This is a genomic window from Halorubrum sp. Ea1, from assembly GCF_002252965.1.
Lineage (GTDB): Archaea > Halobacteriota > Halobacteria > Halobacteriales > Haloferacaceae > Halorubrum.
Genome location: NZ_NHPG01000111.1, coordinates 48,387 through 63,277, shown reverse-complemented (window position 1 = coordinate 63,277; position 14,891 = coordinate 48,387). Strand labels below are relative to the sequence as shown.

Sequence of the window (14,891 nt, the reverse complement as noted above, 5' to 3'; positions counted from 1 at the left end):
GCAGCAAGCCCTTGGTAAACTATCAGCGACAGAGGTTTACAACAAATTCAAATGTTGTAATTCAACCACAACCAAGTATGACTCACGATCAATCGATCTGTTGGCAACGTAAACTTGTTCGGTTCAAACTGTGGCTATTTGCGTAAGTAATCCGACAGCCCAGAGTAACAAGCCAGAGATCAGGAGATACGTTAGCGGGTTATACTCACTGACGATTGGATTCTCCTCATACCGTGCCAATCCGTAGAGACTGGTCAGTAACAAAAATAAACCACCCGCCAGCTGTAACACAGTTCCGATGGTGAATCGTAACTCTCCACCGACACTGACCTGAGCTAACAACAAGACACTGACAAAAAAGAAGCAGAGAGCGACTAACCTAGAGGGGTTCATAACCGCGAGTTACACTCCACGACCGGTATATTTACTGTTTGAACACTACGATCACGCACATAACGCCCAATTGGACGGTAAATCATACGGCCAGCGCTGGATGGACGAGACTGTCGTTTCAATCATCAAACTGCGACCACTATTCGAGTGGCCAAATCAACCGAGAAGACGTCACGCAGCGGTTGTGAGTGGGCCGGGGGCTTTCGACACTTACTGACCGAATAGCGCGGTCAAAGCAGATTCATCTCGCTTGGCTTTGTTGAAACCCTATTCTTTAGACATATTCTCGCCTGAAACAGTCGGTCGATGAGTGCTGCGAACATATCGATCCTGCGCTCAGTCACCTAAGGGGTCGCCACCTAATGTATGCGACTACTCCAAGAAGAGCAATTAGAACGGACAGGCTCTGTTGAAATCCTATTCTTCAGATATAATATCGCGTATAACAGCCGCTCAGCAGGTGCGCTTATTCACCGGTATCTGTTCGTTCCCCTATCCAAAAACCAAAGAGAAGGATAGCAAACCCGGCTACTACGGCTATCCAAAATCCCGGGTCTAGAACCATCGCAGGTGAAAACTCACTCGGGGCTAGAACCAACGTCCAAAGAGAGACACCAACCAGCAGACAAGCCAGCGCAATAAACATAAATTTGCGATAGGGATTCATCTTGTATAGATAAGTACCATTTGGCGTGAGATATATGCTCTCCCTTTCAGGGTAGTTTGTGAATGTTCTGTAGTGACCGAAACCGCGGTAAGATGTATCAAATTCTGAGGATTCCAACAGAGCTGGTTCTGTTGAAATCGTTAAGCGGTGATAGGATCGGCGTGAGAGATGCAGAAAGGATATTCAACAGGAGGACATCAAAAAGAAGTGTACAGCTTTCCAAAGTCCAATCATGCGCAAGGCCCTCTATCAAACTGGTATCGGATTGTATATTCTGTGGATAATAGCGACGACGCTGCTCATTCTCGGTCGATACACGCCGTTTCCATCGTATAAAATCGTTCACTCAGCGGTTGTAACTGGCGCAGTAGTACTTACTATCCTAGGTGCGGGGCAACTTTTCCGGAAAGGCTATCGAAAGGTCGTCTCGGGGTAGATACGCGCTCTGAATGTAGCACAGCCTCGACAAACTATCAGCGACCAATGGTTTCAACAAAGCAATTATACGAATTCAAGAAGAGCAGCTGCGGCTAGCCGCAGGATGAATCCGACAACATGGAATTAATACACGTCCGACGGATTAGTTCGAGTTTCTAATATATACTTTGAAGTTCCCAAAACCATGATACGATAGTAAACCGCCCGCCGCAACCGGTCCGAAGACCGGCATTGTCCCTGAAACGTATGTTTCAACTGGCGGATGGCTGTCTCTATCCTCCACCGGTGGCGGTACTGATAGCCGAGTCCCTCCAAGTCCCGCTCACCGACATCCATATCTGTAATCCAGATGGTGTGTGTATCGCTTTCGCCGCTCCCGGCATCAGGCGTCTCCGCTACAGGAGGCATCTTGCCGTGTCGATCAAGCCGGGATTGGGGGCTGCTGTCAGGATCCGTCTCGTCTGAGGAACTATCATTAATGCTCTCGGTTTGGTCGTGATAGCGAGTGAGATCTGTCGCTGGCGTAGTTTCTTTTTGCCCGACTTCTTCGTCGGGGACCGGCCAGATGATCGCGTTGAACGTCCGGTGACTCGCATCGAAATTGGTGAAAGTAATATCTTCTTTTTTTTGGTTCCCCCGAGGGCGTTCTCAGCGAGCTCCGTATACATCTCTTTATCAGGGGCCTGAATCATCCAGTTCAGTCCGTGTTCTCGGCACGCTGTGACAATATCGGCTTCGAACAACTGGCTGTCCATGTAAATCCTGCCGAACTCGGGGTCCGCATTTTTGCGAAGTTGCTGAAGCATTCGGTCAAGTGCTTCAGCCTTCTCACTCCGCTCTTTGAGTGGAGTTGCACCTAAAATGGCTCTGTTGAAATCCTCAGCAGGTGATATGTTCTTGGAGTCGTGCTGAATACAGGGCGCAGGCCGTGTTTAGACGCTAAGAATATTGCCTGAATGGCGTGATTTCGAGGAAGTGAAGCGAGCAGAGTTCGATGTGCCTTCGAAACTCGCCCGCTTCACCGACCGATGTGTGGCTTTGTCTCAAAAAGCTGTCGGGAGTGACGGAAATCAGCCTGTCAAGAAAGGGGAAGGTGGCTACGCAGACTGGGTGATCATCACTCTCCACGGACTTCGCGAATACCTCGACCTTCCGTACCGCCGACTCCTCGATATCCTCCGTGAAATGCCTGATATCGTGGAGAAACTCGGGCTGTCGGTCGAGGAGTTGCCGGACTTCACCACGGTTTGTGCTCGGAAAGAAGCGCTGAAGATGCGCGTCTGGCGAGTGCTGTTGCGGCTGTCGGTGAATCTATTTGATACTGGAGAGATTCAGGCCATCGACTCCACCGGTCTCGCTCATCGTTCGTCCAGTCACAACTACGCGAAGCGTGTCAAAGGCACGTTTGAGTCGGTTAAAACCACACTTCTCGTGGATTGCTCGACGAGAGCAATCCTCGACGTTCACTGCTTAAAGAACCTTCCACACGACNNGAAACGTACCATCGACGGTCTATCGTCGAATCGATATTTTTCGCGCTGCGCAAGCGATTCGGCTCAACGATTAAAGCCAGAACGTGGTTTGGTCAGTTTCGAGAGATCGTCATAAAGGCCGCCATCAGAAACATCGAGCAGTCTCTCACCGCCTGAACTACGCGAATTCGAGCGTCTAAACAAGGCCCAGGACGCATATCAAACATCGTGAGCAGGTTCAATTCGTCGTGTAGGGCGGGATAGACGCGTACGACAGCAATCAGAGCAGACGCGAATAGACCAGAGGACTACGCTACGTACTGTCTCGATACTTAGAATAATAGGTGAAGATTCCAAAAGCCAACCCACCTGCTGCTCCCGGTATTGCGGCAGAAATCACGCTAGCGTCCGAGAGAAGCACGTCTATCGAAACCCACAGCAGTACCCAAACGACAACGTTCATCGGAATATAGAGCCACGGATTCGTCCGACTCCATACGCCTTCAGCCATTTTGTCGCTCTTATTAGGCTTGTTAGGTAATTCTTCTGAATCTGATAGTGATCCGAGCTAATTCCGTGACCGACACACCCTCTGTATCTCGCACGACGCTCCTGACGGGGAATGAGTAGGTTTCTGCGGTCGTGCTGAATACACAGCGCGTCTCGGTCACCGGGCTCTCGGGCATTGGTGAGAGGATGAAGGCTCCCTATCGAGAAACTGCGGCGGCGTGCGCCGCTGCGTATCCCGGACTACAGCAGACGTTGAGCGCGTATCGGACGTAACGCGGGTCGGTTGGCGTCGCCTACGCCAGCGCGATTCCCGCCGCGACGGCGAGACTCGTCAGTGCGAGGCTGACGAGCGCGACTGTTGTCCGGCTGTGGTGTCCGTCGCGGTCGTCGGAGTCGAACCCACGACCGGTCAGAACGCCGAGGCCGACAGCAACCGCGGAGAGGCCACCGGCGAGCGCCAGCGTCGTCCAGAGTTCCAGTCCGTGCTGTGCGACTTCTCGTGTAGCCGTCCCGGCGAGAAGGACGCCGGTTGCTATCGGGGCGGCGGCTGTCGCTTTGTTGGAGGGCATCAGTCAAATATCCAACGCGCGTCTAAAAACAGTGGCGATGCCGTTCCGCGGACAGTGGTCGGTACAGGCGACCCAAGAATCGTTCAGTACAGACTAGGTATTGACTGCTCAGAGTGATCGGTCAATGTTGTGACTGAGACAAGCAATAGTGAGTTCACGGAACTGCTTCCACCATCGTCGGGAGCGAACAAACGCACCGTACTTCCGCTTGAGCGTTGAGTTGACCGCCTCGGATTGACTCCGCTGGCCGTAGAGACCAGCGTCTAAGCGCGCGTTCCATGCCTTGTGGAGCGATGTAAACTCACGATGCTTTATCAGTGGCCGAACCTCGTGTTGCCGGGCAAGTTGCCTGATCTTCTGGTCGTCGTAGCCCTTGTCACCGAGTAGAATGCCAATATCCTCGGGGTTGCGCTTGATCAACGACGGCGCAATCTGGCTATCGTGTTTTCGTGTTGTCGTCACGTGGAGATCGAGGATTGCGTTCACTTTCGTATCGACCAGCAACGTCACTTTGAGCGGCTGAATCGTGAGTTCGGCTCGTTTCGTGTAGTGTTTTGAGGCGTGACTGCGGTCGAATCCTGACGCATCAACTCCAACGACACCGCTCGTCGGAAGTAGCGTCGCTGAGAGAGTCAATATGGCACGCCAGACAGCCATATCAAGCCGGTTGAACGCCTTACAAAGCGTTGATGGCGTAGGAAGTTCAGCTAATCCGAGGGCGTGACGAATGCGCGGCATCTCGATCAGTTCGTCAAGCAGGCCACGATGGGTCGTGTCCTTCCGAACTTTGAGACACAGCAAAACAACGTGCTGGGGAAGTGTATAGCGATGTTTGGAGAACTTCGAGGAGTATCGAGAAACCGCTCGGCGTGCCAAATGGATCGCCTTCTCAGTAAATCGGAGAATCTGCGACTTCGGGAGGGCCTTCATCTCATCGAATTACACGGCGAACATGTAACTCTCTGAGGATTTCAACAGAGCCCCTAAAATGTAGTTTCAACCGGGTGTGACGGTCGATAGAACAGCATAGTGCCAGAATTCGGTCGTGTTATCATCGTTGATCGACCCCGTCACCCATCTGTTCTCCTTCCCATACCAGCCAACAGTCGTGAGGTCGTACGCTAGGTGGATTGGTTCCGACGGGGCGAGGTTTTCGCGCTCGAGGAGGCGACACGTGGCATTGATGAACTTCGTTTCAATGTCTTCCACCTCGTAATCCCCCTCGGTGCCCGCGTTTGGGATATACTCGAAGAGCGTCGAGGCTGAGGGGGTGTCTCTGTCAGACTGCCAGTCAAGAAGTTCGGCGCCGTTCTTCGCGGCACATTGCTCGATGGCGAGGTGTGCGAACAATCGGTAGATGTCCCCCAATCGAATACTCGTAGTTGGGGGCCAACCGGTCGCGGTCGAACCGAAGCGGGGGAGCGACCAGCGCCATGTACTCGGCGACGACTCAGCTCGCCTCGCTCATTTTGTGGTCATGCTGACCGTCCAGTCCTCGTCGTTCTCCCGGTAGTAAGCACGCGGCTTCGACGGGTACGTGGAAGTCCGGTCGAACGAGGGTCCTCGGGGGGTCAGCGCATAGAGCGCGGCGTTGTGACTGTACTCGGCGGCTTCAGATAGAAAGTCGGCGTCGAATTCACTGATGGCGCTCGAAAGTTTCGAGTAGTGCGTGCCATCACCGGAGGTGAAGCAGGCTTCGCGAGCGACAGGACCCCCCTTCTCCAGAATCTGTTGGAGTTCACGATATCCCCCGACGAACTCCTTCAGAACACCGGCCCGATACATCCGTTGTGTCCGGCGGTCGAGACCGTCCCAGTCGTCGATCTCATCACACTTGGGGGCTATCCGCAGGTCGAAATGCCGGAGCGCCCAAAGCGTTTTTTAGTATCTTTGTCGTACTCAGTGTCACCCCCGAGTTCCACGAGTTGGTTTTTCTCCTCCCACCGGTCGACGTCGTAGGTAGGTGTGGGAGTATACGGATCAAGGGGGTCAGGATGTGGATCGATGCCGTCAGGGTATTGAGGGGGGGTCACTGCTGTAGAGATCGTCGCGCTCGAAACCCATCAGGGGGTGTTTCTCACCCGGGTGTATTAGCCCGTTCGCCTCAAATTCTCTGAATTGACACGTATGTTATATATCTCCAACATAGACCTAAACTGGACAGTACTGCTACCGTGGGCCACGACGAACAGGCCAACGTCCTCCTCAGGGAGCAGGGCGAACTCAGTGGCGAACTGCGGGACACCGCCACCGTGACGGACGATCCGGGTATCCCCCCGGGGTCGCTCAAAAAGCCCGAACGCCATGCCGTCGATCCGTTCGTGCGGTGTGAACCACTGCTGGTGCATCGTGTCGACCGCGCTCTCAGAAAGGATTCGTTCGCCGTCGACGACGCCGTCGTTGAGATGCGCTTGCAGCAGCCGTGCCATATCCGCGGCGGTCGTATGGAGGCCGGACGCCGGCGATACGTCGGAGTAGAAACTCACGACCTCGTCAACCGCCGTTCCATCGGCAGGTACGAGTCCGGACGGAGCCGCTTGGAACGTGCTGTTTGACATCCCGAGCGGCGCGAACACGTTCTCCGTGACGAACGAGTCGAATTGCTGCCCGGAGATGTCCGCGATCAGCTGTCCGGTTAGTGCGGCGGCGTAGTTGGTGTACTGGTAGAGTTCACCGGGGGGACGGACACGCGTCGGTACGTCTGTTGAGACCGACTCGGCGAGCGGACGGACATGCGTAGGATTGCTCACCGAATCGCCGCGCGCTCGGACCTCGAATCCCGGCGTGTGGGTGGCGAGGTGTTCGAGCGTGATCGGTTCGTCGAACGTTTCCGGGAGGTCGACGGCCTCAAGGTGGCCGTCCACGGCGTCGAATGGTGCGATCTGACCGCGATCGACAATCTGCATCGCGGCCGTCCACGTGAGCACTTTCGAGACGGAGCCGACACGAAAGAGCGTCTCGTCCGCTCGAACCGGGATGTCTTCACTCTGAAAGGCGTAACCGTAGCCGCCGGTGTGGACCTCGTCGTCGTCGACGACGGCAACTGTCAGTCCGCCCGCGTCGTGTTCTGCCAACGCGCGGGTGGCCGCGTCGTCGATAAGCGTATCCACGCTGGTCGTTTGTGTCGGTTCGGTCGATCCGCTCGCAAGACCACTGGCCGCGATGGCGGTGCCAGCACCGACGGTAGCGGACTGCGACAGGAAACGGCGTCGTGAGAGTGTGGAGGGCATCGGTAGAGGTGTGTCTGAGAGAGATTTCACGCCGTGGAGGGCGGGACGACTCGTCCGGTTGAGCTCGTGGCGGAGTTGTGAGCGGTGAAGGCGAACAGCCGGATACCTCGGGTCGACACGCCGACAATGCCATACGCGCCTCGGTGGTACCCACGGCTTGCTCACCCCCGCTTCTCTGTCTCGGGTGCGATGGTGTCAAACACACATTAGCTATCCCACATGAATTTTATCCCGCACGATCGGTCTCACACCGACCCGACGAGTGCGAGCACTCCGAGCGCGGCCACCAACCCTGATGCCGCGACAAAGAGGTCGATCCCCCACCGAAGCAGCCAGTCACGTGCCCGGCTCCCCTCCGGATGAATCCCGAACCGGACTGAGAGGTTGCGAACGATCACGACCCAAGTGACGAGCACGAACCCGAACAGAAACGGCCACACGTCGATGTCGAGTTGAACCTGTACGATGTAGATTGGGAGCACGCCGATCAGTATCGGCGTTGCTGCGATCCGAGCCATAGCCCGGATCGGTCGACGCTGCAGCGCCGGAGGGTCGCCAGCTACCAGTTCGGGGACCGACACGCCACACGATCGAAAGCTGGCGGCGATTTGACGGAGCTGTCCACGCGGTATGAGGAGCCCTTCTGGCTTCGTGACAGTGAGCGACCGGTAGTGGAGTCGTGCAGCAACGATCGGACCAAGCGGAATCAACTGCAGAGAGTCCACCTCAGTGAGGTCGATTATCTGCTCGTCAGTACCGGTCGCTACTGCGAACTGTTCGGTCTCGGGGTCGTCGAACTCGGGTTCGATCACTAAGATGCGATTCTCGGGAGTGAGCCGGTAGTAGTTCGTCTTGAACCCCGCACTCGAAAACCAGATCATCAACCACAGACACGCAAACGCGATCACGTAGGCAACGGTCGCCCGAGAGCCGAAGAGAGCTATCGACCCGAGGACCACAAGCGGTAGCACGATAAAAAAGCCGGCCCAGATCACGGGGTGCATCGTGACGATGAACGCCGCCATCCGATGCGGAAGGTGACGAATTCCGTGGAGGGTCGTCTTCCAGCTACTGTTTGCCTCTGGTCGTGCGGTACTCTTGGAGGACATATCGAACCACTCACGAGACGTCGAATTAGGTGTGGTGGTGGCAATTTCGACAGCGACCACGTCTCGATTAGTGTCGTAGCACTAACCGACACTTGACATCCTCCTCCGCCTTCAGGCGGGGGAATCCCGAGCGGTGGGAGTTTCAGGTTCGCAACCATGACTCCGCCACTTCACGGGAGTTCGCATCTAACCCAGTCGTCGTGTTCGGTGGCTGACTGGCGGTGCCAAACCGCCGGTACTCCTATCCTCGGCGTCATTGACTCCCATCTGTTGTTTTTGCCAGCAGGGAGTCGCTGATACGTCGCCGGACTCGGAGTTATCTTCGGCTTGCTCGACCGACAGACACAACGACGAACCCTTCGAGGATTTGCGTTCACCGCGTCGGTGTTTCGGATACTGTCTCATTGAGCGGCGGGGAGACCGCCTCCGAAGGTCGTTCGGCATCCGCTCAGTTCCGACCTAACCTTACTATCGTATAGTGGTTTTGGAACTTCAAAGTACGCATCGGAAATTCGAACTAGGCCGTCGAACGTGGATTGATCCCACGTTGTCGTATTCATCCTGCGGCTAAAGCAGCAGGTATTCTCCTTGAGTTCGTATAAGAATTCGGGACGACCAGAATGCTCTCTTCAGTAACCGGGTGTTTCAGACAAGAATATGTCCCTTCCTGAGAGTTCCAACAGGACCGCTCATTCCGGTTCGGTGTACGCTCGCCGCCACAGCAACCATGTCGGCCAGACGAGGAACGGCAACAGAACAAGGCTCTGCACGAGCTCGCCCGTAGATCCCCATGGCCCGGCGAGCCACGCGACTGCACCGACACCGACGACGAGTCCGATACCGATCGCGATCGCGGCGATTCGTCGGTTCATCGGCGGCAGATCGGTGGACTGAATTGGTACGTCGAACGCCGAGACGAGTGCCTCACCGTCGCCAACCGGGCCGACGAACCGCTCTGTCTCATTATCACCGAACCCGGTGGTCAGCTCGATAGTTCGCGTGCCAAACGTACGATCCGGGAGCCGGGTGTGGACTACGCTTGCGTCACGAAGGTGATCGACGGAGGTCGCCCACTGCGGCTCGTCAAGCCACGTGTCGTACGCGATCAGCTGGCACCCGTACCGCCGGTACTCGATCGGTGCGTAGGTGAGCGCGAACCCCGCGATGTTCACAGCGAGCGCACCGAGGTACAGCGCGAGGACAGCGATTCCGGATCCAACGACGACTGCGCCGGAGGCGTCACCGACGAACAGCCCGAGACCGACGAGCCAGACGACGAAGAAGCCGGTCGCGTATATTGGGGCGACGCGAGTGAGCGTCTTCAGGACCGCGGTGACGACGGTAGTTCGGCGATGAGCCGAGACCCGGACATCGGGCTCGACGTCGGGGATCGCGATCGGCTCTGGCGGTTCCGGCGAGTCAGTCGGGCCGGCGAGCCAGCTGGTGATCCGACCACCGCTGGAAGCGTCATTTCCGTGAGTCGCCCGGAACGCTGACCACTCGACGAGCAGCTTCACGGCGACAAACGCGGCGAGCACGGCGACACCGCCCGCGGCCGCGTCAAGCACCGGGAGCGCGAACAGGGCAAACACGAGGAAGAACGCGCGCCTCGTCGGCGTCTCCACAACCGCATACGGTGAGGTCTCTGCGTACCGTCGCCGACCCAAGTAGTCCCGGGCAACGTCGATCGTCTCGCCCGCAACCAGCGCGAGCGCCGACGCGAGTACCCCCGGACGACCGAGCAGGGCCGGGACGTCGAACACCTGCGAGAACGCGACGCCAACGACCAGTGCGATCCACGCAACCGCACCGCAGACGGCCGCCGCAAACGGGACATTCCGAAGGTAAATGGGAGGCAGCCACGAAATCGAGTGAATTGTGCCGCGTTTGCTCGACAGCGGCGCCTCGGTGACGCTTATTACGCCCGCATCGCGGTCTTCCGGTGGCGGTCGGGCTGCGAACAGCGCCTTCGCGCCCGCCAGCGGGATCGACAGCACGACTTCGACCGCGTACACCGCGGCGAGCGTCGCGGGGTCCCAGCCGAGACGGAGTACACCGACGAGCGGGATCAGGTTGGCGAGTAGGACAGGGAGGAACCCAGTGGCTCCGGAAAGATTTTGACGACTGCGGTGAGCGATGGAGGGCATCCGTCGTTGTTTCCTGAAACGATCGGCCGTGCTCATAAGGATCGGTGAACGCAGGTCGATCCGCTCCGTGAGGACGTTGCCGCGTTCCGTCCAACTGACCGTTGGTTCGTCGTCTACGCCGAGATCTTCGCGTTCAATCCCGACTACAGATTTGCGGTTACATCCTCGATCGTGGATAGTGTCTCGCTGCTCGTCTACGACGAGGTCGACCCGGCATTCATCGAGATGCGACTCTGTTAAATCCCTTAATACAGGGCAGATTTCACTAGTCAGTTTGTGTATACCGCATGTGTATATCGTAAAATGTTGGCCGCTAGGCTCTGCTGAATTCTTAGCTGATGATACATTCTGCTCCGATTACGATCGATACAGGGGACTCACAGAACGCTCAGTACAGACTGAGAACAGATCGCTCGTACTGGATATTCACGACGCGTCGAGTCGATCATAGAACGTCCTCGGTTCGACGATATCGATCCCACGGAACGAGTCGAGATCGAGCAGGTGTCCGTCGGCGGAGACAAGGTAATCGACGTCACCGGCGACGGCCGCTTCAAGTAACTTGTCGTCGTCGGGGTCCGCCTCAACCGCCGTAATGTCTTCCTGCGGATCGACGAACTCCGAATAGTATCGGACCAGTTCGACCTCCTGTTGTACCTCGTGTTCGCTCATGTGAAAGCGCTCTGGGTACTTGAGCAGCGTTTCACGGAACTCGGTGAGCGTTTCCACCGAAACGACGATCTGGTACTCGCGTTCGAATCCCTTGACGAGAAGTTCGTGTGGCACGCCGGTTGCGATGACGCCCGAGATGAGGACGTTCGTATCCAGCACCGCCCTCATTCGTCGCTGTCCCGCGCCTCGTGGACGAGTCGAGTGACCTCGTCGAGAGACGTTTCGCCCGCGTCTGTCCGGTTTTCAACACGCTGTTGAAACTCCTCGATCGATGGGAGGTCGACTTTCTTTAACACGAGACCATACTCCGTCGGGACAACCATGAGCTTCGTCCCCTGTTCGAGTCCGAATTGGTCTCTGAGTTTACTCGGGATCGTGATCTGTCCCTTCGAGGTTACTGTGGTTACTTCAGGTTCATCAGATGCCATTGTATGCGTAAGGATTCCTTACGCAAAGGGTTGAATCTACCGGTCAATTCGCACTCTTCAACGACCGGCTGTTTCACGCTATGTTATGTCTGATGGACAAGACATCAACAGAGTCGGCCGCTAGTATTCCTCTCGATTCGCTCGGAGGAGGGTGAGAACAATTACGCCGTACCTGTAGGTATTGGGAATGCATGGTCTCCGATTCACGCTCTTCGGACCCGGACAGCCCTGCCTCCGAGTCGGTGTCGGGATCCGACAGTGAAATGGCGTCAGGATTTGACGAGGCTGCTCTCTACAGGGTCGTTCACGCCGCAGTCAAAGATGCCCTTCTCGACGTGATTGGGACGCTGTTGCTCGTCGGTATCGCCTTTGTGCTCGTGGTCGCCGGTGGTCAGGCACTCTTCGCGGCCACATCGACGCTCGGGATCGTGGTCGGCCTTGGATTTGTGGTAACAGGGCTTTACCTCGCAGCCACCTCACTTGAGCTCATTCCGCCAGTCTACGAGTGGCTGTGAATACAGTCAGACACATCGGATGGGAAGATAGAACAACGGAACTGTGACAGTGGGTCTATTCTCTATCGAAATATCCAGCTATATCCACCGCCACACGTCGTTGTGCCACCACCTCCCAATTCCTGTAGTGTGAACGAGTGTGTCTGGCCGCGAGTTCCACAAGTGACGATCTGAGATGACGCGTGTTCTCGGTTTGGCCCTCGTTCCGCGATATACACGGTTACGTCTCCCTTCGACCAACTCGTAACCGTACCATCGACCGTTTCTCCGGGTTCGACGACGAATGTCATTGTTTCAATCTCGTCATCTACGAGCGTCACATTCTCGTAGTCGCCGGGCCAGACGAGGTCAGAATATGTGACATGTTTCCGATCGCCGTCGTCGGTCGTCACCTCAAAATTAACGTATCCTGCGAGGTCTTCGTCTGAGACTGTATACACCGTCACATAGTGAGTCTCATTGTCCTGATTTTCAAGTGTGACTGTGGGTTCTGGCGTACCGACTGCGAACGCACTTCCAACAAGAAGGAGACCAACGAGCAGGAGGCCTCCGATGAGGAGTGATCGGCGGGGGACCATACACACACTTTCGACTCGTAAGTTAAAATCCCAATCCTCCAGCCTCGAGCTACGGACCGGTACAATCAATTGTATTGGCTGATTTCTGAAATTCACACCGGGATGCCCTCCAGAAGACGCGTACTAGTGGGAGCCACCGCACTCCTTGCCGGCAGTAGTTGTACGGCCATCACTGGCTCAGCTGTGGAGACCGCTGCCGCGGACCAAGCGTGGCCGATGGCTGGGTACGATCCGGCAGGAACCCGATACAACTCCGCCGTCTCGGGTCCCGTAACTGACGTTGAACCCGTCTGGATCTACGACACACCATCATGGTTTCACGGGGCGAGCTCTCCGATCAGAATTGGGGACACGCTCTATGCCACCGGGAGAGGGATGGTCGCGCTCCGTGTCGAAGACGGAACTGAACAGTTCGTTCGACGCGGTCCGTACACGTCCAGTTTGGCCGCCGCCAACGCGAAGCCGTACCGGTCACCAACGCTCGCAGTCACGTCGACGGGCGGCACGTACGGTCTCAACGCCACCGGCGGGATCGGGATCCCCGGAATCGATCGGGGAATTGGTAGTGAACGATGGCATGGACCGCCATACGGGGAGTATCGACCCACTGTCAGCCATACGCCGACTACGAACCCGGTCGTCCACGACGGGATGGTGTATACACCCGTCGTCGGAACAAACGACATCGCCGCGATGAACGCCAGCGACGGCTCCGTCGAATGGCGCGTGACTGTCCAAGAGGACGAGGTCATCTCCGCCGAGTTTGGACGGCCAACGATCAAGGATGGCACGCTATTTGTTGCGAACTGGCCGGGACAGGTCTCGGCGTACGACATCAAGGATGGAACGCAGCGCTGGAACCGGGATCGTGACGATCAGATGCAGTTGTGTACGCCGGTAACGGACGCGGGAGTGATCGTCACATCGCGAAATGACGTCGCGTTACTCGACAACGAGGACGGCGAGCCGCTCTGGGAGCGTGATCTTGACGGGAACGCGACTGAAGGTACGGCGGCCGTAACAGACGACAGGGTACTCCTGAGCGACGGGAACGACACGTTCCACGCGCTCGATCTCGATACCGGCGAGTCGTACTGGTCACGTGAGTTTGTCGGTGAGTCGAAGCCGGTGGTTGCCGATGGGACTGTCTATGTCGTGGAAGAGAAGAGGAGACTCCGTGCGTTCGACGTCGATAGCGGAATCGAACGGTTCAGCTACGAACCGGAGCAAGTTCCACTCTCTCCGCCGATCATCGGCGACGGTCGCCTGTACGTAACCAATCGCCGTCGTGTGCTGGCACTGGGGGAGCAGTCATGACTCAGAACCCAGATATGGAGGCTGGAGACGACAGAGCACCGAACGACTTCTCGAAGCACCCATCCGACGACCAGAGGTCTCGTGGGGGCGATTCGGCGTCAGGGGGTGCAGAGATCGTCCGGACGCTCCGATCGATGCCGACGCTCTGGCTCCCGTTTCTCGTGGCTGGCTGTGTGCTGACGGTGATCGGTCGATTCCGGATACGTGACCCGCTACCGGTTGAGCCCCCCGTGTCGGGGTCGACTCTCCAGATCGTATATACGGTGTATCCGACAGGGACGACGGCGACCAGTCGCTCACTCGACGCGCTGATCAATCTCCCACTGGACGTGCTTCTGTATGCCGTCGGACTCGAACTCCTCGCGATCGGAGCCATTGCTACCGCCGGGGGGATCACGATGGTACGGGCAAGCGACCGAATGGTCTCACGGCGGCGGTTTCTCGTTTATACGGGAGGGATCTCGGTGGTGTACCTCATCACCCACTTGGGAACGGCGATCGATCTCGATGTTTCTGTAAACTCACTCCTCGTCGCGCTCGGTGCGTTCGCAGTGTTGGCGTTTGTCGCCGTTCGATTGTTCTTGCTCCCGGTCGCTGTCCTGTTCGCTGAACCACTACGGAGTGCCCCAGTGGAGAGTTGGCGACGCTCTCGTGGCCACGGTGTCCCGTTGTTTGCGCTGATCGTAGGGATAGGGTTGACGTCGGGATGGCTGGTAGCGATCCCGTACGTTGGCGTCGTACTCAGTGTGATGACTGTCGGAACGGTCCACGCGGTAGCACTCACAACGTTGTACGAGTTGTACAGTTGAGAGTTTCACTAGAGACGCGGAAAACGGACACAGAACT

14 protein-coding genes and 1 pseudogene are annotated in these 14,891 nt (G+C 56.8%); 4 read left to right on the top strand and 11 right to left on the bottom strand.

Annotated features, from left to right (window positions below):
* Nucleotides 1-859: 859 nt before the first annotated feature.
* Nucleotides 860-1,177 carry a hypothetical protein gene (locus DJ73_RS20660; protein WP_217900449.1) on the bottom strand — a complete coding sequence of 106 codons (318 nt, stop codon included), beginning with the start codon at nt 1,175-1,177 and terminating at the stop codon, nt 860-862.
* Between the two features lie 1,317 nt (nt 1,178-2,494).
* Between DJ73_RS20660 and DJ73_RS13670 the strand changes: the two are divergent.
* Nucleotides 2,495-3,147 (top strand): annotated as a pseudogene (locus DJ73_RS13670) (IS5/IS1182 family transposase).
* 626 nt (nt 3,148-3,773) lie between these two features.
* Here the strand turns inward: DJ73_RS13670 and DJ73_RS13665 are convergent.
* The 9 genes from DJ73_RS13665 to DJ73_RS13625 all read right to left on the bottom strand — a co-directional run bounded on the left by DJ73_RS13665 (nt 3,774) and on the right by DJ73_RS13625 (nt 11,635).
* The gene (locus tag DJ73_RS13665; RefSeq protein WP_092701522.1) at nt 3,774-4,049 is read right to left on the bottom strand and encodes a hypothetical protein; all 276 of its coding nucleotides are present in this window, start codon (nt 4,047-4,049) and stop codon (nt 3,774-3,776) included.
* Nucleotides 4,050-4,157: 108 nt separating this feature from the next.
* Entirely contained in the window at nt 4,158-4,979 is an 822-nt protein-coding gene (locus DJ73_RS13660) for an IS5 family transposase (protein ID WP_094558234.1), read from the bottom strand.
* Between the two features lie 66 nt (nt 4,980-5,045).
* Nucleotides 5,046-5,417, bottom strand: coding sequence for a hypothetical protein (locus DJ73_RS13655; protein ID WP_094558233.1), 372 nt, complete (start codon nt 5,415-5,417; stop codon nt 5,046-5,048).
* A gap of 96 nt (nt 5,418-5,513) precedes the next feature.
* The gene (locus DJ73_RS13650; RefSeq protein ID WP_094558232.1) at nt 5,514-5,834 is read right to left on the bottom strand and encodes a hypothetical protein; all 321 of its coding nucleotides are present in this window, start codon (nt 5,832-5,834) and stop codon (nt 5,514-5,516) included.
* Nucleotides 5,835-6,139: 305 nt separating this feature from the next.
* Complete coding sequence (locus DJ73_RS13645) at nt 6,140-7,279, bottom strand: serine hydrolase (protein WP_254921666.1); 1,140 nt, start codon at nt 7,277-7,279, stop codon at nt 6,140-6,142.
* A gap of 245 nt (nt 7,280-7,524) precedes the next feature.
* On the bottom strand, nt 7,525-8,388 hold the full coding sequence (locus DJ73_RS13640) for a hypothetical protein (protein ID WP_254921665.1): 864 nt from the start codon (nt 8,386-8,388) through the stop codon (nt 7,525-7,527).
* Between the two features lie 689 nt (nt 8,389-9,077).
* On the bottom strand, nt 9,078-10,535 hold the full coding sequence (locus DJ73_RS13635) for a DUF6498-containing protein (protein ID WP_094525104.1): 1,458 nt from the start codon (nt 10,533-10,535) through the stop codon (nt 9,078-9,080).
* A 426-nt stretch (nt 10,536-10,961) separates the two neighbouring features.
* Nucleotides 10,962-11,375 carry a putative toxin-antitoxin system toxin component, PIN family gene (locus DJ73_RS13630; protein WP_094527686.1) on the bottom strand — a complete coding sequence of 138 codons (414 nt, stop codon included), beginning with the start codon at nt 11,373-11,375 and terminating at the stop codon, nt 10,962-10,964.
* The gene (locus tag DJ73_RS13625; RefSeq protein ID WP_094525106.1) at nt 11,372-11,635 is read right to left on the bottom strand and encodes an AbrB/MazE/SpoVT family DNA-binding domain-containing protein; all 264 of its coding nucleotides are present in this window, start codon (nt 11,633-11,635) and stop codon (nt 11,372-11,374) included. The genes DJ73_RS13630 and DJ73_RS13625 overlap by 4 nt, the downstream gene beginning before the upstream one ends.
* A gap of 191 nt (nt 11,636-11,826) precedes the next feature.
* Between DJ73_RS13625 and DJ73_RS13620 the strand changes: the two genes are divergently transcribed.
* Nucleotides 11,827-12,150, top strand: a complete 324-nt coding sequence (locus DJ73_RS13620; protein WP_094525107.1) for a hypothetical protein — start codon at nt 11,827-11,829, stop codon at nt 12,148-12,150.
* A 62-nt stretch (nt 12,151-12,212) separates the two neighbouring features.
* Here the strand turns inward: DJ73_RS13620 and DJ73_RS13615 are convergent, their stop codons facing one another.
* Nucleotides 12,213-12,728: a hypothetical protein gene (locus DJ73_RS13615; RefSeq protein ID WP_094525108.1), complete on the bottom strand. Its 516-nt coding sequence runs from the start codon at nt 12,726-12,728 to the stop codon at nt 12,213-12,215.
* Nucleotides 12,729-12,944: 216 nt separating this feature from the next.
* Between DJ73_RS13615 and DJ73_RS13610 the strand changes: the two genes are divergently transcribed.
* Both DJ73_RS13610 and DJ73_RS20655 read left to right on the top strand, forming a co-directional pair.
* Nucleotides 12,945-14,045: a PQQ-binding-like beta-propeller repeat protein gene (locus DJ73_RS13610; RefSeq protein ID WP_198947988.1), complete on the top strand. Its 1,101-nt coding sequence runs from the start codon at nt 12,945-12,947 to the stop codon at nt 14,043-14,045.
* Nucleotides 14,042-14,854 (top strand): hypothetical protein, encoded by an 813-nt coding sequence (locus DJ73_RS20655; RefSeq protein WP_198947989.1) that lies wholly within the window; start codon nt 14,042-14,044, stop codon nt 14,852-14,854. The genes DJ73_RS13610 and DJ73_RS20655 overlap by 4 nt, the downstream gene beginning before the upstream one ends.
* Nucleotides 14,855-14,891 lie beyond the last annotated feature (37 nt).